The organism is Pseudoclavibacter sp. VKM Ac-2888, from assembly GCF_015351285.1.
In the GTDB taxonomy this organism is placed as follows: Bacteria; Actinomycetota; Actinomycetes; order Actinomycetales; family Microbacteriaceae; genus Pseudoclavibacter.
Window position 1 is genome coordinate 2267462 of record NZ_JADKSM010000001.1, and the last position, 18065, is coordinate 2285526.

18 protein-coding genes are annotated in these 18065 nt (G+C 68.1%); 6 read left to right on the plus strand and 12 right to left on the minus strand.

Translation table 11 applies throughout. The features are described 5' to 3' along the window. Window positions 1-18: 18 nt before the first annotated feature. Window positions 19-1416, minus strand: coding sequence for an MFS transporter (locus ITJ61_RS10715; protein ID WP_104305705.1), 1398 nt, complete (start codon window positions 1414-1416; stop codon window positions 19-21). A 75-nt stretch (window positions 1417-1491) separates the two neighbouring features. Here ITJ61_RS10715 and ITJ61_RS10720 point away from each other — a divergent pair, with 75 nt between their 5' ends. Next, window positions 1492-2163 (plus strand): GntR family transcriptional regulator, encoded by a 672-nt coding sequence (locus ITJ61_RS10720; RefSeq protein ID WP_104342399.1) that lies wholly within the window; start codon window positions 1492-1494, stop codon window positions 2161-2163. Between the two features lie 70 nt (window positions 2164-2233). On the opposite strand, the gene ITJ61_RS10725 is transcribed toward ITJ61_RS10720, so the two are convergent. From ITJ61_RS10725 to ITJ61_RS10740, 4 genes are read right to left on the minus strand one after another with little or no spacing between them, the layout of a single operon-like run. Next, window positions 2234-2986, minus strand: a complete 753-nt coding sequence (locus tag ITJ61_RS10725; RefSeq protein WP_194686155.1) for an ABC transporter permease — start codon at window positions 2984-2986, stop codon at window positions 2234-2236. A gap of 5 nt (window positions 2987-2991) precedes the next feature. Further along, window positions 2992-3957, minus strand: coding sequence for an ABC transporter ATP-binding protein (locus ITJ61_RS10730; protein WP_194686156.1), 966 nt, complete (start codon window positions 3955-3957; stop codon window positions 2992-2994). A gap of 1 nt (window position 3958) precedes the next feature. Beyond that, a complete protein-coding gene (locus ITJ61_RS10735; protein WP_104239989.1) occupies window positions 3959-4264 on the minus strand; it encodes a winged helix-turn-helix domain-containing protein in 306 nt (101 codons plus the stop codon). Beyond that, entirely contained in the window at window positions 4261-4965 is a 705-nt protein-coding gene (locus ITJ61_RS10740) for a hypothetical protein (protein ID WP_194686157.1), read from the minus strand. The genes ITJ61_RS10735 and ITJ61_RS10740 overlap by 4 nt, the downstream gene beginning before the upstream one ends. Before the next feature lie 66 nt (window positions 4966-5031). On the opposite strand from ITJ61_RS10740, the gene ITJ61_RS10745 reads away from it, so the two are divergent. Beyond that, on the plus strand, window positions 5032-5868 hold the full coding sequence (locus tag ITJ61_RS10745; RefSeq protein WP_104297979.1) for an exodeoxyribonuclease III: 837 nt from the start codon (window positions 5032-5034) through the stop codon (window positions 5866-5868). 25 nt (window positions 5869-5893) lie between these two features. Here ITJ61_RS10745 and ITJ61_RS10750 read toward each other — a convergent pair whose 3' ends face one another. From ITJ61_RS10750 to ITJ61_RS10760, 3 genes are all read right to left on the minus strand, one after another. Further along, the gene (locus ITJ61_RS10750; RefSeq protein ID WP_104342394.1) at window positions 5894-6823 is read right to left on the minus strand and encodes a carbohydrate ABC transporter permease; all 930 of its coding nucleotides are present in this window, start codon (window positions 6821-6823) and stop codon (window positions 5894-5896) included. Further along, window positions 6820-7671: a carbohydrate ABC transporter permease gene (locus ITJ61_RS10755; RefSeq protein ID WP_201297692.1), complete on the minus strand. Its 852-nt coding sequence runs from the start codon at window positions 7669-7671 to the stop codon at window positions 6820-6822. The genes ITJ61_RS10750 and ITJ61_RS10755 overlap by 4 nt, the downstream gene beginning before the upstream one ends. Before the next feature lie 129 nt (window positions 7672-7800). Continuing rightward, the gene (locus ITJ61_RS10760; protein WP_194686158.1) at window positions 7801-9057 is read right to left on the minus strand and encodes an ABC transporter substrate-binding protein; all 1257 of its coding nucleotides are present in this window, start codon (window positions 9055-9057) and stop codon (window positions 7801-7803) included. 225 nt (window positions 9058-9282) lie between these two features. Between ITJ61_RS10760 and ITJ61_RS10765 the strand changes: the two genes are divergently transcribed. Both ITJ61_RS10765 and ITJ61_RS10770 read left to right on the plus strand, forming a co-directional pair. Next, the gene (locus tag ITJ61_RS10765; protein ID WP_104305700.1) at window positions 9283-10518 is read left to right on the plus strand and encodes a Gfo/Idh/MocA family protein; all 1236 of its coding nucleotides are present in this window, start codon (window positions 9283-9285) and stop codon (window positions 10516-10518) included. An 86-nt stretch (window positions 10519-10604) separates the two neighbouring features. After that, the gene (locus ITJ61_RS10770; RefSeq protein ID WP_104239982.1) at window positions 10605-11585 is read left to right on the plus strand and encodes a LacI family DNA-binding transcriptional regulator; all 981 of its coding nucleotides are present in this window, start codon (window positions 10605-10607) and stop codon (window positions 11583-11585) included. A 57-nt stretch (window positions 11586-11642) separates the two neighbouring features. Here the strand turns inward: ITJ61_RS10770 and ITJ61_RS10775 are convergent, their stop codons facing one another. Genes ITJ61_RS10775 through ITJ61_RS10790 form a run of 4 tightly spaced genes read right to left on the minus strand, consistent with a single transcriptional unit; the run spans window position 11643 to window position 16010 of the window. Then, on the minus strand, window positions 11643-12362 hold the full coding sequence (locus ITJ61_RS10775; RefSeq protein WP_194686159.1) for an NUDIX hydrolase: 720 nt from the start codon (window positions 12360-12362) through the stop codon (window positions 11643-11645). Between the two features lie 28 nt (window positions 12363-12390). Continuing rightward, the gene (locus ITJ61_RS10780; RefSeq protein WP_194686160.1) at window positions 12391-13191 is read right to left on the minus strand and encodes a DeoR/GlpR family DNA-binding transcription regulator; all 801 of its coding nucleotides are present in this window, start codon (window positions 13189-13191) and stop codon (window positions 12391-12393) included. A 7-nt stretch (window positions 13192-13198) separates the two neighbouring features. Then, window positions 13199-14629, minus strand: coding sequence for a GntP family permease (locus ITJ61_RS10785; protein ID WP_104239979.1), 1431 nt, complete (start codon window positions 14627-14629; stop codon window positions 13199-13201). Then, entirely contained in the window at window positions 14622-16010 is a 1389-nt protein-coding gene (locus ITJ61_RS10790; RefSeq protein WP_104305698.1) for a homoserine dehydrogenase, read from the minus strand. Before ITJ61_RS10790 ends, ITJ61_RS10785 begins: the two co-directional genes overlap by 8 nt. A 140-nt stretch (window positions 16011-16150) precedes the next feature. Between ITJ61_RS10790 and otnK the strand changes: the two genes are divergently transcribed. Continuing rightward, a complete protein-coding gene (gene otnK, locus ITJ61_RS10795) occupies window positions 16151-17404 on the plus strand; it encodes a 3-oxo-tetronate kinase (protein WP_219820165.1) in 1254 nt (417 codons plus the stop codon). Next, on the plus strand, window positions 17401-18054 hold the full coding sequence (locus ITJ61_RS10800) for a class II aldolase/adducin family protein (protein WP_104305696.1): 654 nt from the start codon (window positions 17401-17403) through the stop codon (window positions 18052-18054). Before otnK ends, ITJ61_RS10800 begins: the two co-directional genes overlap by 4 nt. Window positions 18055-18065: the final 11 nt, after the last annotated feature.

An 18065-nucleotide genomic window follows, 5' to 3' on the forward strand; every position in this document is an offset into this window, starting at 1 on the left:
TCGGTGAGACGTCGAGGATCATGCGGAGGACTTCACTCCGAGCCCGCGATGGGCAGATGCTGATTCCACTTCCTCAGCGGTGAGAGTCGGGCGGGCGATGAGCATTCCGACGATCGTCATCGTCTGAGCGAGCACGATCATGGCGGCGACGAGCCACGGCGCACCGCCGAGTGCGAGGACGAGAGCCGTCGCTATCAGCGGAGTAGGACCGGCGACCAGCGCCCCCTGCAGCTCACGCGAGGAGGTGAGACCTGATGATCGATATTCCGTGCGGAAGATGGCCGGGAGGATGATCAGCTGGGCGGCATTCCCAGCGGCCCAGCCGACAGCCCAGATGAGGACGCTCGCGACCACGATGAGCGGGAGGTTTCCCGTCTGGAGCGCCATGAAGTACGGGAACGCGAGGATGATGCCGCCGATCGCTCCCGCGTACAGGACGAGCTTGGCGCCCAGCTTGTCGGTCAACCGCCCCCAGAGTGGCAGGACCAGAACGCCGACTCCCATCATCACGAAGATCGTGAGCAGGGTCTCATCGGCGCTGAGCCCGATCTGACCCGAGAGGTAGCTGATGCCGAATGCCTGCGCGACGAAGCCGGTGACGTTCAGCCCTGATGGCAGGAGGAAACCGGCAATGAAGTTTCTCGGGCTCGCCTTGAACGCGTCCCCCATCGCCGCGAGCGGATTCCTGCGCGCCATCGGGGCCCGGCCGGCGTCACGCTCACGCTGGACTCGCTCGAACTCGGGCGATTCACCGACCTTTCGGCGCAGGAGGAGACCGATCACCGTGAGCACGGCCCCGAGCAGGAAGGGCACACGCCATCCCCACTCGAGGAACGCTTCGGAGGTCAGCGCGGCGCTGAGTCCCGTGAAGAGCACGAGCGAGAGGATCGCGCCCATCATGGATCCGACCAGCAGGAAGGAGGAGTGATAGCCCTTGGCCTTCTGCTGAGTGGATTCGTTGACGTAGATCATCGCCGAGGCCAGTTCGGCTCCTGCTCCGAATCCCTGCATGAGGCGGAACAGGACCAGGAGCGCTGGTGCCCAGATGCCGATCGCGGCGAACGGCGGGAGGAGACCGATGCTTGTCGTTGCGACTCCCATCAGGATGATCGAGAAGATCAGAACCGGGCGCCTGCCCCATCGGTCGCCAGCGGCGCCGAGGACGATGCCGCCGACCGGGCGGGCAGCGAAACCGACCGCGAACGTTGCGAAGGTTGCCAGCACCGCGACGGAACCCGCCCCTTCGGGGAAGAAGAGGGGCGCGATGACCAGGCCCGCGACGTAGGTGTACAGGCCGTACTCGTACCACTCGATGAATGTGCCTGCCGTCGCTGCGGCGATGGCGCGAAATGATCGCGCTCGGGTAAGTCCGTCTGCCGGCGATGTTGGGGACGCCACGACATCTTGGTTGGACACTAGAGCTCCTTTGCTCGGTTGAGGTCAGAGTATTGCGTACTGTCGACAATCGCAAGTCGCCTGTACTCTAAGAACATGGCCTCACGCAGCGACTTCCAGAAGATCAGACCCATGTCGCTGACCGATGAGGCTCAGATGCAGATTAGGGAGCAGATCCTGAACGGCACGCTCCGGCCGGGCGACACGCTGCCGGACTCGGTGATCGCCGAACGCATGGGGGTCAGCCGTTCGCCTGTGCGCGAAGCGCTGCGGCTGCTCGAGCAAGTCGGACTGGTGGAGAAGGCGACCCATCGCGCATATCGCGTGCTCTCGATCGACCGCTCCGACCTCCCGGAGCTGGCCGCGCTGAGGGTTGCCGACGAACTCCTCGCCGTGCGACTCATCGTGCAGAACCGCACCCCGGTTGATTCGCTCCGCGTGCACATCGACGAGATGCGCACGGCGGAAAGCTCCGAGGAGTTCGTCGCAGCCGACACTGATTTCCACGCCGGCGTCGTCGCCCTGGCCGGGCTGCCGCGGCTGTCGAGTCGCTACGGGGCTTTGCGCGACCAGATCCGACTCGCGCTGAGCGTGACGCCGCACCCGTCCGGTCTTGGGACTCCCGAGTTCCTCCGGTCTCACGAGGAGTTGTATGACCTGCTGGAGGCGGCTCTGGCCCACGGGCAGACACGCGAGCTGCTCCGAGCTTGGGAACTCCACGTCCTGGCGGGCATGTCATCGACGGGAATGCTGACGCCGCAGGACTAGGCCGACTTCGGCGCAGCACGCGGTGCTGCCCAGCAGAACGCTGTGCACATGCGGCCTCCCCCACGGCCCCCTAGGAGAACTTGCGGCCCTCGTCGCGCTTGTACAGGAACACGGCGAGGAAGCCGAGGACCGCAGTCCAGGCGAGGATGCCGAGCAGCGCCCACACGGGGAACTCGCCGCCGGAGACGGTCGCGATGACGAGCTCGCGGGCCTGGCGGACGGGCAGCACCTTCGACGCCGAGTCGAGCCAGTCGGGGAACAGGAAGGGCGGCAGGAACAGGCCCCCGCCGAACGCGAGCAGGAACATGAGCACCTGCGTGATCGCGATGGCGGCCTTCGGGCCGGCCGTCGTGCCGACGATCGCGCCGATGAGGGCGGAGGGAACCGCGGTGAGCACGACGGCGACGAGTCCGAGCAGCACGCGCATCGGGGTCGGGTCGGCGGCCGTGAACAGTCCGCCGACGACGAGCAGGGGGATGATGGCCAGCGTGGCCATGACCAGCGTGCTGATCACGAGACCCGCGATGCGCGCCGACGGCTTGCCGGGCAGCGTGCGCAGGTAGGGCACCCACGGCTTCGACCGCTGCTCCGCCAGGTCGAGGCCGAGGCTGAAGAGGCCGTTCGTCATGAATGCGAAGACGATCATGGACGCGGTGGCCTGCGTCGCGAACGCCGGGTCGTCGACGATGGCGCTCTGCGGCAGCACGAAGAAGCAGAACGCGAGCGTCGGGAAGACGAGCGAGCCGATCACGGCGATGGGCACGCGCGCGGTCTCGATGAGCGAGTACTTGACGTGCGTGGCGATGAGTCCTGCAGTGGACATGGTCCTCAGCTCCTGTTCTGGGCGTTCTGCGTCATGGCGAGGAACGCCTCCTCGAGCGTGGCTCCGCGAACCGTCAGGTCCGTGAAGGGGGCACCGGATGCGACGAGCGAGCGGATGAACGCGTCCGAGTCGCGGACGAGTGCCGTCACGAGCCCCGCATCCGCTGTCCGCCCGCCGGACACCGAACCCTCGACAACTTCGGTGAGGGCGTCGGCGTCGATGGCCTGGATGCGCGCGACGTCCACACCGCGCATCGTGACGCGCCGCCGAGAGACGCTGCCGACGACCGAGGCGAGGCTGCCGTCGGTGATGACGCTGCCGTGGTCGATGACGACGACTCGCTCGGCGAGCTGCTCGATCTCCTCGAGGTGGTGGCTCGTGACGATGACCGCGCAACCGCTGCGGTGCTTGGCACGGAGGGCATCCCAGAGACTGCGCCTCGCATCGACGTCGAGGCCCGTGGTCGGCTCGTCGAGGAGCACGAGCTCGGGGTCGCCGACGAAGGCGAGGGCCACGGCGAGCCGACGCTGCTGCCCGCCAGAGAGCGAGCCGCACTGCTTGCCGAGCAGGGGGCCGAGGTCGAACGCATCCACCAGCCCTCCCCTCGCCGCGGGTCTCGGGAAGTGCGCAGCGACGTAGTCCAGCACCTCCCCGACCTTGAGGGCCTCCGGCAGCGCGCTCGCCTGCGGTGTCGAGCCGACGCGGGTGCGGGTGCGCACGTCGAGCGGGTCGCCGTCGAAGAGACGGACCGTGCCGGTCGTGGGCGAGCGGAGGCCGAGCAGGAGCGACAGCAGCGTCGTCTTGCCCGCGCCGTTCGGGCCGAGGAGACCCACGCACTCCCCCGCCCGGACGTCGAGGGTGACGCCGTCGAGGGCCGCGTGCTGGCCGAAGCGCTTCACGACGTCGGTGACCTCGACGATGGATCGTGCCGGCGTGGTGGCGCGCTGTTCGCGGGTGGGCTGTGCGTCCATGTCATCCTCCGAGGAGCTTCAGGAGCGCCGTCCGGTAGCTGCGAAACGCTGCGCGTCCGGCGGGGCTGATGGTCAGATACGTGATGGGCTTGCGGCCGGCGAAGGCCTTGTCGATGACGACGTAGCCGGCGTCCTCGAGCTTCGAGAGGTGCGTCGTGAGGTTCCCGGCGGTCATGTCGAGGAGGCTGCGGAGCTTCGAGAAGGTCATCTCGTCGCCGTCGTCGAGGCTCTCGGCGAGGGTCGTCATGATGCGCAGCCGGGCAGGGGCGTGGATGATCGGGTCGAGGTCGATGCTCGTGTCGCTCATGCGGCCACCTCGTCTCGCAGCGTCGGCTCGCTCGAGATGACGCCCGTGCGCAGCAGCACGATGAACGTGATGAAGATGAGCGGACCGACGGTGCCGTAGACGAGGTAGTGCGTGGGGGCGCCGAGCGCCGTCGCGACGACCACGAGGGCGACGACTGCGGCGCCGAGGGCGAACTGCGCCTTCGACCGGGACATGGCGGCGCCCGCCATGTAGAGGACGCCGATCGTGAGGGCGAAGATGCCGGGCATGAGGAGCGGCGCGAGCAGGGGATCGTTCACCTGGCGCAGGAGCGACGCCGCGAAGAACCAGGCGCCCATCATCGAGATCGACCAGGAGAAGCCGTAGAGCATGCCCGCGGTGTTGCTGCGGCCGCGCATCCCGCGGCCCATGGAGATGCCGGAGACCGCCGAGACGATGACGCCGATGACCATGAGCACCCCGAAGACGACGAATGCCGTCGTGGTCGGGATGCGCAGCACCGGGTTGCCGCCCCCGTCCTCGGCGCTCCAGAGGGCGAGGAATCCGACGAGCCAGGCGAGGGCCCAGGTGGCGAGCAGGATGTAGAGCGCCCGGTCGAGGCGGGTGCGCGTGGTGCGCTGCTGCTCGCGCATGAGGGCCAGCATCTCGCTCGGGGCAAGGGCTGCCTCGTCGTCCTGCGACGGGGTGATACCTGCGGGGGTCGAGCTTCCGTTGGTCTCCATGCAAAGTAGTTTGCGTTACAAACTGGTTTGCGTCAACCCCGATACCTGGGCGATAGCCTTGACCGCATGCGCATCGCCACCTGGAACGTCAACTCCATCCGGGCCCGCTCGGGCCGAGTCATCGACTGGATGGTGCGGGCCGACATCGACGTGCTCGCGATGCAGGAGATCAAGTGCAAGCCAGAGCAGTTCCCTCGCGAGGTGTTCGAGGAGGCCGGCTACGAGCTCGAGATCCACGGCCTCAACCAGTGGAACGGCGTGGCCTTCGCGAGCCGCCTCCCCATGAGCGACCCTGAGATCACGTTCGCCGACATGCCCGGCTTCGGCAAGACGACCCCGGAGGGCACGCTCCCCCTCGAGGCCCGCGCGCTCGGCGTCACCGTCGAGGACCTCCGCCTCTGGTCGCTCTACGTGCCGAACGGGCGCGAGCTCACGCACGAGCACTACACCTACAAGCTCGCCTGGCTGAAGGCGCTGCTCGCGGACATGACCACGTGGCGGCAGGCGCATCCTGACACCCCGCTGGCCCTCATGGGCGACTTCAACATCGCGCCCCTCGACATCGACGTGTGGGACCTCGCCGCCTTCGTCGACTCGACGCACATCTCGGCCCCCGAGCGTGCCGCGTTCGAGGCATTCCTCGAGGCCGGCTTCGTCGACACCGTCCGCTCGCGTGGCGTCGAGGGCTACACGTACTGGGACTACAAGCAGCTCCGCTTCCCCCGCAACGAGGGCATGCGCATCGACTTCATCCTCGGGAACACCGAGTTCGACGACCTCGTCGTGGATGCATCCATCGAGCGCGACGAGCGCAAGGGCGACGGCCCGAGCGACCACGTGCCCGTCGTCGTGGAGCTCGACCTCGAGACCTCCCTCGACGACGACCGCCCGATGATCTTCTAGAGCCGGCCCCGGGATGGGACGCCGGCTACTTCTCGGAGCCGGCGACCATGCCCTTGATGAAGTACTTCTGCAGGAAGAGGTAGGCCACGAACACGGGCAGGACGGCGAGCAGCGACGCCGCCGCGGCGGCCGGGAGGTTGCTGCTCTGCACCGAGAAGAACGAGGCGATCGCGGGCGCGATGGTCTGCATCTCGGGCGAGGTGAGGATGTACCCGGAGATCGCGAACTCGTTCCACACGGCGACGCCGGTGAGGATGACGACGGTCGCGGTGACCGGCTTGAGCATGGGGAACACGACGAGGAAGAGGATCTGCAGTCGGTTCGCGCCGTCGATGGTGGCCGCCTCCTCCACCGACTGCGGCAGCGACCTCATGAACGCCGTGTAGAGGAAGATGCTCAGCGGCAGCTGGTGGGTGACCATGACGAGGATCGCGCCCCAGTACGTGTTGAGCGCTCCCATCTGGTTGAGCAGCGTGTAGAGCGGAACGAGGATCGACAGCGGCGGCACCATGATCAGGCCGAGGATGCCGAACGAGACGATGCTGTTGAGCGTCGAGGCGCGTCGGGCGAGCGGATACGCGGCCAGTGCTCCCAGCACGCACACGAGCACCGTCGAGACTCCGGTGACGATGACGCTGTTGCCGATGGCCCGCAGGATGTTGCCGCTCTCGACGGCGATGGCGAAGTTGCCGAAGAAGATGTCCGTCGTCGGGAACAGCCATTGGGAGGAGCGGTCGGTGCGCTCCTTGAAGGCCGTGGTGACGGCGATGAAGAACGGGAGCAGCTGCACGACGGAGGCGACGATGAGGACGGCGCCGAGCCCCAGGGCCGTCCCCGTGGCTCGGCTCGTTCGCTTCGGGCGGCCGGTGCTGCGCGCACGCCCGGCGCTGCGAGGCGGCTTGGTCGGTGGGGCTGGATGCTCCACCTTCGATTCGGTCACGGTCGTTGCAGTCATGCGCGGTCCAGTCGTCGTCGGTTGAGCAGGGTGTTGAGCCCGAGGGTGAAGAGCACGATCACGAGGAACAGCACGATGCCCATCCCCGAGGCGTAGCCGGCGCTCTGGTTGTCGAAGTAGGCGACGCCGATGAGCGTCGAGACCGAGTTGGTCGAGTAGCCGGGGCCTCCGCCGGTGAGCACGACGATGACGTCGAAGAGCTTCAGCCCGCCGATGAGGTTGAGCACGATGCTCGTCGCGAACGCCGGCTGCAGGAGGGGCAGCGTGATGTGCCAGAACTGCTTCCAGTACCCGGCACCGTCGAGGGTGGATGCCTCGTAGAGCTCGGTGGGGATCGATTGCAGCCCGGCGAGGTAGATGATCATGGAGACGCCCACGAACTGCAGCGAGTTGACGAGCACGATGATGGCGATCGCGGCGCCCGAGTCGCTGAGCCAGGCGACGCGCTCGCCGCCGAGCCCGACGACGATGTCGTTGAAGGCGCCGTTGTTGTACTGGAAGAGCAGGTAGTACATGGTGCCCATGACCACGGGCGAGACGAGCACCGGCAGGTAGATGATCGCCCTGGCCAGGTTGCGGCCGCGCACCTTCTGGTCGAGGGCGAGCGCGAGCCCGAGCCCGAGGGCCTGCTGGATGATGGTCGACCCGAAGCCGTAGATGAACGTGTTGATGAGCACGAGCCGGAACGTCTCGTCCTGGAAGAGGCGAGTGTAGTTCGCGAAGCCGACGTCGCTGCGGTCGGCGCTGTACCCGTTCCAGTTCGTGAAGGAGATGGCGGCGCCCGTCACGAGCGGGTAGATGGTGAAGACGGCGAACAGCAGGAGGGCCGGCACGTAGAGCAGGTTCATCCCTGCTCCGGCGAGAGGGGAGGACCCCCTGCTCCGCCGCGCCCTTGGTGCTCTGGCTGGCAGCTTCTGTGGCGTTCTTGCAGTGTCAAGCGAGCTCATGGGGATCTCCTCTCAGCATCCGCTCGCCGTTCAGCTCTGGCCCCAGAGGCTGGTGAAGTCGGCGTCGACCTGGGTCACGGCCTGGTCGACGCTGGACTGGCCGGTGATGATCGAGTCGGTGGTGGTCACCATCGTGTTCCACATGCCGTTGGGCAGGTAGACGCGGTCGAAGTACGGCACGAGCGGCGCTGAGCCGGAGATGACGTGGGTGTCGAACGACTCCTGCAGCGGGCCGAGGTCGGCCGAGGCGTCGGTGAGTCCGGGGAGGTTGCCGACGGATTCGGCGAGCACGGTGATGTTCTCCGGCTGCGCGAGGAACGCCAGGTAGGCCTTCGCGTCGTCGAGGTGCTCGCTCGTCTTCGAGATGCCGAAGGCGTTGAACTCTCCGCCGACCAGGTACGGGTCTTCGTCCGTGAGGGAGGGGACGGGCATGAAGCCGAGGTTGGCGTCTGGGTTGTACTGCAGGGCGTTGTTGGCTGCCTGGTTCTGGCTGAAGACGAAGGCGGTGTTGCCGTCGGCGAGCGCGCGCGACACGTCGTCGGAGGTCGCCGAGGAGTAGTCGGGGTTGAAGTAGCCGGAGGTGCGCCACCCGTCGATGAGGTCGAGCGTCGTCGCGTAGGGCGCGTCGACGAAGGAACCGGCGCTGAGCTCGCCGAGCTGCTCGGGCGTGTAGGCGCCGGCGACGATCCAGTCGGCGAGGTTGCCGGCGGGGCCACCGTCCTTGCCGGACACGGCGATCGGGGCGATGCCGCTCGCGTCGACGGCCGCGGCGGCTTCGGCGAAGTCGTCCCAGGTGGAGATGGAGGCGGGGTCGACGCCGGCCGCGGTGAGCACGTCGGCGTTGTAGATGATGCCTGCGACGTCGGTGTCGATGGGGAGGGCGAAGAACTCGCCGGCGTCGTTGCGCATGGCCGAGTCGAGGGCTGGGTTGAAGTTGGCGGCCCAGGCCTCGTTCTGGAGGGGCTCGAGGAACTCGCTGTAGCGGAGGAGCGACCATCCGTGGGTGGCGAAGATGTCCGGGGCGTCGCCTGCTGCGAGCCTGACCTTCATGTCGGCCTCGTACTGCGAGCTGGGCGCGACGAGGTCGATCGTGACGCCCGGGTTGGCCTCTTCGAACGCGGCTGTCACTTCCTCGAGGGCGATCATGAGCTTGGAGTCGACGGAGGCGTTGGTCTGGAACTCGATGGTGCTGCCGGATTCGGCGGAGCCGCCACTGCAGCCGGTGAGGGCGAGGAGGAGCGTCGCTGCGACGGAGGCTGCCGCGACGGTGGTAGCGCGAGACTTCATTGTCATTCCTTCGTGTGGGCGATGGATCCGGCCGACCGCAAGGACGCGGATGGCTCCATCGCTATCTGCCGACAATTTATGCGAGTAAATATTTAACCGCAAGGGCCAATAATTCAGACACATATCGTGTTGACGCGAGTAAATAGTCATGCGATGCTCGAGGTCCGCGCCCGACTCCCCACCGTGGTGGAGCCAGGGTTTTCCTGTCACCTTGAAAGGTCACCAATGTCGTTGTCCCTGGGAATCGTCGGAGCCGGTCAGTTCGCCGGCCAGTTCGCCACCCTCTTCAAACTCCACCCCGGCGTCGACCGGATCCTCGTGACCGACGTGCTGTCCGAGCGCGCGGAGGCGCTCAACGCATCCGCCGACCTCGACGGAACCGCCGAGAGCTTCGAGGCCCTCCTCGCCGACGACTCGATCGACGCGATCGCCCTCTTCACCCAGCGCTGGACGCACGGTCCGCTGGTGCTCCGCGCACTGCAGGCTGGCAAGCACGTGTACTCGGCTGTGCCCATGGCCATCTCGGAAGACGAGATCGCCGCCATCATCGAGGCGGTGCGCGAGACCGGCCTCACCTACATGATGGGCGAGACCAGCTACTACAACCCGGCGACGATCTACGCGCGCAACCAGCTCGCCGACGGGAAGTTCGGGCGCATCTTCTACGCCGAGGGCGACTACGTCCACGACATGGACCTGGGCTTCTACGATGCCTACGCCTACTCGGGAGGCGCCGAGTGGAAGCGCACCGCGAGCTACCCGCCCATGCTCTACCCGACCCACTCCATCGGCGGCGTCCTCGGCGCCATCCCGGGCCACGCCACCAGCGTGAGCTGCATCGGCGTGGTCGACGATCGCCAGGACGGCGTCTTCGACCGCGAGATCAGCATGTTCGACAACAACTTCTCGAACGCGACGGCGCTCTTCGAGCTTTCCGAGGGCGGGTCCATGCGGATCAACGAGATGCGTCGCGTCGGCTACCCCTCGCACATCCGCGAGAGCCGGTTCCGCTACTTCGGCACGGAGGGCAGCTTCGAGCAGCTCGCCGAGGTCGCCGTGTGGCAGGACAAGCAGGGCGTCACGGATGTCTCCGACCTGATCGCGACGGATGCGACTGCGGATGCCGACGACCCGTCGCTCGCGCACGTCGCCCCCGCCCTGCGCGACGCGTTCGTGTCCGGGCACTCGAAGGTGCACGACACCTCGCGGCTCCCCGCGGAGTTCTCGGGTGTCCACAACGGACACGAGGGCAGCCACCACTTCCTCGTCGACGACTTCGTCACCGCCGTCAACAACCGCACCCTCCCGCCCGTCAACGCCTGGGTCGCCGCGCGCTTCACGCTGCCAGGCATCGTCGCGCACCGCTCTGCCCTGGCGGGTGGAGAGCGACTCCCGATCAACGACTTCGGCGACGCACCCGCGGCGCTCGGTGCAGTGAGCGCCGACGCCGCACGCGCCTGACGGAGCGAGCGATGAAGATGCGGGCGTCCGAGGATTCGGGCGCCCGCATCGACCGTAAGATCGACTCGAGTGAACGAGGAGTAGTGATGCCCGAAGGTGCACCCCGGAAGGTCACGCGCCGGGACGTCGCGCGCCACGCAGGTGTCAGCGATGCCGTCGTCACGTACACCCTCAACGGCCGCGCCCCCGTCGCGCCGGCGACCGCGGCGCGCGTGCGCGAATCGATTCGCATCCTCGGCTACACGCCGAACGCCGCGGCCCGCGCGCTGAAGATGGGCTCCTCACGGCTCATCGGCATCATCGTGCCGGACACCACGAACCCCTTCTGGTCGGAGCTGTGCCAGCAGGTCGAGAACGTCGCGGCGCGTGAGGGCTACGCCGTGCTCGTCGTGAACTCGCGCGACGACGACAACCGGGCCATCGCACTCGCCCGGTCCCTCGCCTCCCGGCAGGTCGACGGATTCCTCGTCGCCTCCATCGTGCACCCGAACGAGGTCACCGCCTTCAACGCGCTCGGCATCCGCTGGGCCACCCTCAACAACCCCCACCCCATCGCAGGCACCATGGGTGTCGGCGTCGACCTCGATCAGGGCGCACGCGACGCCACGCGCCACCTCATCGATCACGGCTACCGCAGGATCGCCTTCGTCGGCTCGACGAAGGATGCCCGCTACGGCGGGTGGACCGCCGAGCTCGCCTCCGCCGGCCTCGAGCCCGGGCTCGTGTTCCCCGCCGACTTCGAACGCCGATCCGGGTACCTCGCCGGCCGCAACCTCGCCGCCGCGAGCGCCCAGGTCGACGCGGTCTTCATGAGCTCCGACCAGCTCGCGATCGGAGCGATGCGGGCGCTCCACGAGGCCGGCGTCGACATGCCGGGCGACGTCGCCGTCGTCTCGTTCGACGGCACGGACGACGCCGAGTACGCCTGGCCAGGGCTCACGACGCTCGCCCAGCCCATCGCCGAGCTCGCCGAGCAGGCCGTCTTCCGGCTGCTCGGCGTCGGGAGCATCCCGGACGAGCGGCCTCGGGGCGAGCTCGTCATCCGGAGGTCCTGCGGCTGCGAGTGAGCCCACCGACTCGGCGGTCGCGGCATCGCGCCACGCTGTTTCGGGCGAATGGCGAGCTCAGGTGTCGGGGAGCTCGAACTCCCGCGCCTGGTCCCAGGGCTCGGTCCAGCCGAGGCGGTCGAAGATGCCGTCGAGCAGCATCGCCGTGAAGCCCCAGACGAGGTGCTCGCCCGATTCGTTCCGCACCAGGAACGCCGGCCCACGCCATTCCTCGCCGTCGCGGCGCAGCACCGTGGTGCCCCGATTCATGGGGTCCAGCAGCTCGGCGACGGGGGCCCGGAACACGGCCGCCGACTCCGCCTCATCGACGACACCGACCTCGGACGCACGCCGCCACCAGGCGAGCACGGGCGTCACGAGATGCCGCGAGTAGGTGAGGGGCACGGGCTCGAGGGGGCCGAGCACGTCGATGCCATCGGCATCGAGACCCGTCTCCTCCACCGCCTCGCGCAGCGCGGCCGCGACCGCATCCCTGTCCTCCGCGTCGACCCGGCCGCCCGGGAACGCGACCTGGCCCGGGTGCGAGCGCAGCGTCGAAGCTCGCGCCAGCAGCAGCACGTCGAGGTCACGGGAGACGGCACCGGCCTGTGCTTCGCGATCGCTGGGAAGCGAGTCGAGGACGCCGAAGAGGATGAGCACCGCAGCCGAACGGGAGACGCGCACGAGGCGCTCATCGACGGGCGACAGGTGCACGGCAGGCTCTCGCCCAGCAGCCGCGCACTCGGCGAGCTCGGTCAGCTGCGCTCGCGCCGCCTTCGTCACGGGTTCAGGATGCACGGCTTCAGCGTACGCGGCGCTCGCTGGCTCAGCCCTGCACCGCGGCGGTCACGAGCTCGACGCCGATCTCGCGCACCGCCGCCGCGTCGGCATCGGAGATGCCCTCGTCGGTGATGACGGTCGAGAACCGATCGAGCCCGCAGACGCGGTAGATCGAGTAGCTGCCGAGCTTGCTGCTCGTGGCCAGCAGCACCGCGCTGCTCGCCACCTCCATGGCGGCCAGCTTCACATCCACCTTCTCAGCGCTCGGCGTGGTGACTCCACGCTGGGCGTCCCACGAGCTGGCGCTCACGAACGCGATGTCCACCGCGAGCTGGCGCAGCACGCCTGCCGCGAGGTGCCCCACGCTGGAGCGGTTCGCGTGGTCGAGCTTGCCGCCGATGTGCACGACCTCGACGTGAGCGTCGCCAATGAGGGAGCTCACGATCGTGAAGTCGTTCGTGACCACCGTGGGCGCGGCCAGCGCCCGGATCGCGGGGAGCAACGACGAGGTCGTCGTCCCCGCGTCCAGGTAGTAGACGCCGTCGTCGCGGAGCAGCTTCCCCGCGGCGAGGCCGATGGCCGCCTTCTGCGCCCGCTCCGAGCTCGCCTTCGCGTCGAAGCTGGGCTCGACCGCGACGGAGCGCGCCGAGCGCACTCCCCCTGGCACCACCGCGGCGACGCCCTGGCTCACGAGTTCGCCGATGTCCCGGCGCACCGTCATGTGCGACACCCCGAGCAGCTCCGTGAGCTGATGCACGCTCAGCACCTCGTGGGCACTCAGCAGCTCGAGGATCTTCTGACGTCGCTGGTCCGGAATCAACGGCGGCTCCTCGGTGTGGCTTCTCATGCGACCTCTAGATCAGTCCTGCGTAGTACAGCACGAGAACGATAGCGAATCCCGTCACGCCCGAGATGATCGAGGCGACGCCGATCGACCTGATCCCCTGGCCGACCGTCATATTCGACAGGGTCGTCGTCACCCAGAACCCGGACGAGTTGGCGTGCTTGAAGATCTGCGCGCCCGTGCCGCAGGCGAGGTAGACGGCGAGCGCGGACACACCGAGGTCGTCGATGAGGGGAGCCATGATCGCCGACGCGGTGAGCATCCCGAGGATGTTGGAGCCCGTGATCGTGCAGATCGCTGCCGCGACGAGGAAGGGCACGATGAGGGGCGGGATGCCGACCTCCTGGATGACCTCCGACATGCGCTCGGCCACCCCGGTCTCGCGGATGAGGAGGGCGAGCGCGCCGCCGACTCCGGTCAGGGCGAGCGGCATGGCGGCCGTGCGCAGGCCATCCTCGAACATGCCGTTGACGATCTCCTTGCGACGCCACGCGCCACCGAAGAGGGGCAGGGTCGACAGCACGCCGATCGCGAGCGCCATGATGGGCGCTCCGACGAATCCGACGAGCTCCTGGATGAACGAGCCCTCCGGAAGCGTCGGACCCAGCAGCGAGTCGATCATGATGAGCGAGATCGGCAGGTAGATGGGGAGCAGCGCGAAGCCGAGCCGGACGGGGAGCCCCGTGAACGGGCTGAGCGCGAGCGTGCGGCCGACGCCGCCGTTCTGAGCCGTGAGCGTCTTCGTGGTGCCGGAGCCGCCTTCGCGCTGCTCCTGCTCTGCCTGCTCCGCCTTGGCGATCGACTCGATGAACTCCGCCTTGGGCGCGACGTAGGTCTTGATGCGCGTCAGGTAGAACGTGGCGACCGCGATGCCGGGCAGACCGACGAGCAGTCCGTACATGATGGACATGCCGAAGTCGAGGCCGAGCACTCCCGCCGCGGCGAGGGGGCCGGGCCCTGGCACGACCAGCGAGGTCATCACGTAGGCGCCGATGTAGAGGATCGGACCGAACTTCATCATCGACTCCTTCGACCGGTAGGCCATGGCGGAGACGATCGGGATGAGCATGATGACGGTCGTGTCGGCGATCAGGGGGATGCCGATGATGGTCGAGGCGAGGGCGATGCCCCATGGCATCTTGCGCTTCGTTCCGAGCATCTTCTCGACGGACTGCGTGATGCGCAGCGCCCCGCCGCTGATCTCGAGCGCCTTGCCGAGCACGCAGCCGAACACGATGAGGAGGCCGACGTTCGCGAGCGTGTTCCCGAAGCCCTCGTTGATGAGGGAGACGGTGCCGGCGCCGCCCTGCCCGAACATGAGGCTCAGCACGGCGACCACCACGAAGAGCACGAACACGGGATGCACCTTGAACCGTCCGATCATGAGCACGAGGCCCACGATCGCGAACGCGAAGGAGAGGAGGATGAAGACGTCAGACATGGCTGCCCTCCCGGACGTCGTCGCCAGCCCACGCGGCGAGGAGCTCGGCGTCGTGGTCGGCGAGGTCATCGATGAGGATGAGCTCGCCGGCACGCACGTCCCGGGCGAGCGTCGCGCGCGACGCGACGTAGAGCGGGGCCACCTTCTCGGACTCGGGACCCGCCTCGAGCAGCACGGCCTGCACGCCGGTCACGTCGTGGTGGTGTCCACCCATCTCGAGGAGCGTCCCCGCGGCCAGGTCCGCTTTCGCTCGACCTGCCATGAGGATGCTCCTCGTCGGCTCCGGGCTGCCGTACGGCGCCCCGAGGTGCACGGCGAGCAGCAGCGTCATCGGCGTCTCGACGCCCATGAAGTGATACGGCAGGTAGATGCAGGCGTACTCGCCGGAGCGACTGACGACGTGGCCCTTGCCGCGCAGCACCTCCCAGGTCTGCGCGTCGTAGGTGCGCACGACGACGAAGACGCCGCCGCCGAACGATGCCTCGTCCGGGGTTCGCAGCACGGAGAACACGTCGACGACGCCGGTCCGCTCGAGGACTCCGCCGGAGGACTTCGGCGCGTAGATGTCGGCGAGCTCGCTGATGCGGGCCACCGGGTAGTGCATGAGCTCGTCGTCGACGACGAAGCCGGTGTGGTTGGCGACGACCGCCATCTCGCAGTAGTCGGCCGTAGCGCCGGTGGGGAGCGCCGCGACGGCTTCGGCGCGAGCGCACAGCGTCGCGGGGATGTCGTCGCCGAGCGTCAGGTGCTCGCCGAGCTGCGGTGCGTGGATCTGCTTGTCGAGGTGGGTGACGGTGCCGGCGGACGGGTCGAAGACGAGGTCGTACTCGCTGGACTTGCCGATGGCGACGATGTCGAGTCCGAGGGTCCGCACCCAGGAGACCAGGGCGATGAGGTTCGCGGGCTGGTCTCCGCTCGCGGGCGTGTAGACGACGCCGTTCTCGCGGGCGATCGAGGCGAGCTCGATGCCAGCGACCGAGTCGACCTCCTTCGAGACCATGGCGACCGGCCTCGACGCGCGCAGCGCATCCGCGGCCACCCGGTAGCCGAACCCCGGGTCCCCGGTTGCCTCGACGAGGATGTCGAAGGCGTCGGGAAGCAGGAGCTCGCGACTCGCGACCACGGCGGTCTTTCCGGCCGTCACGACCTCGAGTACTTCGCCTGGTGTGCCGCAGACGACGACGGAATCGGCCGTAAAGCCGACCTCGAGGGCGAGCTCACGCGCACCCTCCGGGTCGAGGTCGCAGAGCACGCTGGCGTGCAGGTCCTCGATCTGCGTGGTCTGCGCGAGCAGGGTGCGAGCGAATCCGCCCTTGGCCCCGGTGAGCGCATACTGCACGCGGGTCCCGCGATGCGCGGCGAGAAGGTACTCGATGTTCATTGGTCTCCGTTTGGCGTCGTTGCCAACGACCGGCAGGTCGTCGTGCTGACATCATGTATAAAGGATTCACAGATCATGTGCAAACACTCACAGATATTCACACTGTCTCGTTCGAGTGCTGCAGCAGGAGGGAACCCAACTTGACGATTCTTCACGGCTGCGTGGCCGACGACTTCACCGGAGCAGTCGACCTCGCGGGAAACTTCGCGGCACGAGGGCTGAACGCAGTCGTCATCACCGAGCCCGACGCAGCGCTGCACGAGCTCCCCGGCGACACCGAGGCGGTCATCATCGCCCTCAAGACGAGAACCGCGCCGCCCGACGCAGCTGTCCGCCAGAGCGTGGATGCGTTCCGCCGGCTGTCCGAGGCAGGCGCACGCCAGCTGTACTTCAAGTACTGCTCGACCTTCGACTCGACCGAGCAGGGCAACATCGGCCCCGTCATCGACGCCATGCTCGCCGAGCTCGACCTCACGACGACGATCGTCGTCCCATCGTTTCCCGGCAACGGGCGAACCGTGCGCGACGGCCAGCTCTCCGTCTGGGGCGAGCTGCTCGAGCACAGCTCGATGCGCCACCACCCGCTGACGCCCATGACCGAATCCGACGTGCGTCTGCTGCTCAGCCGGCAGGCGCAGACCCCGGTCGGCTTCATCGACCTCGCGACGGTTCGCGACGGCGCGGAGGCGCTGAGCGCGGCGCTCGAGGGCGCCTCGACTCCAAGCGCGGTGGTCATCGACGCCGTCACGGACGCCGACCTCACCACCATCGCGGCAGCCAGCGCAGAGCTGAGGTTCGTCACGGGCGGATCCGGACTCGCGCTCGGCATCCCAGTGCCCGAACGTCGCGCAGCCGAGGCGCCCCGACTCGCGGCGCTCGCTGGCCACCGCGTCATCCTCTGCGGCAGCGCCTCCAAGCGGACCCAGGAGCAGGTGCAGGCAGCCAAGAAGGCGGGATTCCTCAGCCTGCAGGTCGATCCGCGCGCCGGCACCGAGCAGACCGTGTCCATCGTCAGGTGGGCCCGTGAATACTGGGCGGAGCGCCCAGACGTACCCGTCCTCGTCTACGCGACCGGCTCCCCCGACGACCTCGCCACCGACGACGCGTCAGCGCACGCCGACGCCGCCGATCGCATCGAGCGCACGCTCGCCGAGGCCGCAGTCGCGCTCATCGACGCCGGCGCCGTCGAGGTCATCTCGGCAGGCGGCGAGACCTCCGGCCGCATCGTGACCGAGCTGGGGATCAGCAGCCTCAAGCTCGGACAGCCGATCTGCCCTGGCGTGAGTTGGGCCCGAGCGACGACCGCAGACAGCCACGTGATCAACCTGGCCCTCAAGTCCGGGAACTTCGGCTCCACCGAGTTCTTCGTCGAGGCCTGGGACGAGCTCGCGTGAGCCCGACCGCCAAGCTCGACCAGGTCGCCGAACTCCTCGACGCCGGCCGCCGACTCTCCGACCTCGGACTCAGCCCCGGCACCTCAGGCAACATCTCCATGCGATTGGGCGAGCGGATGCTCATGAGCCCGACCGGCACGGAGCTCGGACGCCTCCAGGCCGACCACCTCTCCGAGGTCTCCCTGGCGGACGGCGCGCACCTCGCCGGCCCCCGACCGTCGAAGGAGCATCCGCTGCACCGGGCGTTCTACGAGCGCAACCCGGGCACGCACGCCGTCATCCACCTGCACTCCATGCACGCCGTCGCCGTGTCCCTGCTGGACCCGTGGACCACGAGGTCGGCGCTCCCGCCGCTCACCCCGTACTTCGTCATGCGCGTGGGGCAGACCCCGCTTGTGCCCTACGCGCACCCCGGCGATCACGACCAGGCCGACGGCATCCGCGCACTCGACTTCGCGTTCGACGCCGTGCTCATCCAGAACCACGGGCCAGTGACGAGCGGCGCCAGCATGGACGCCGCGATCCAGGCCGCGATCGAACTCGAAGAGGTCAGCAAGATAGCCCTCATCACCCGAGGGCACCGGGTCGCCCAGCTCACCCAGACGCAGGCGCAGGAACTCGCGCTGCAGTACGGACGGAACTGGGACTGACCCGGGCCGAG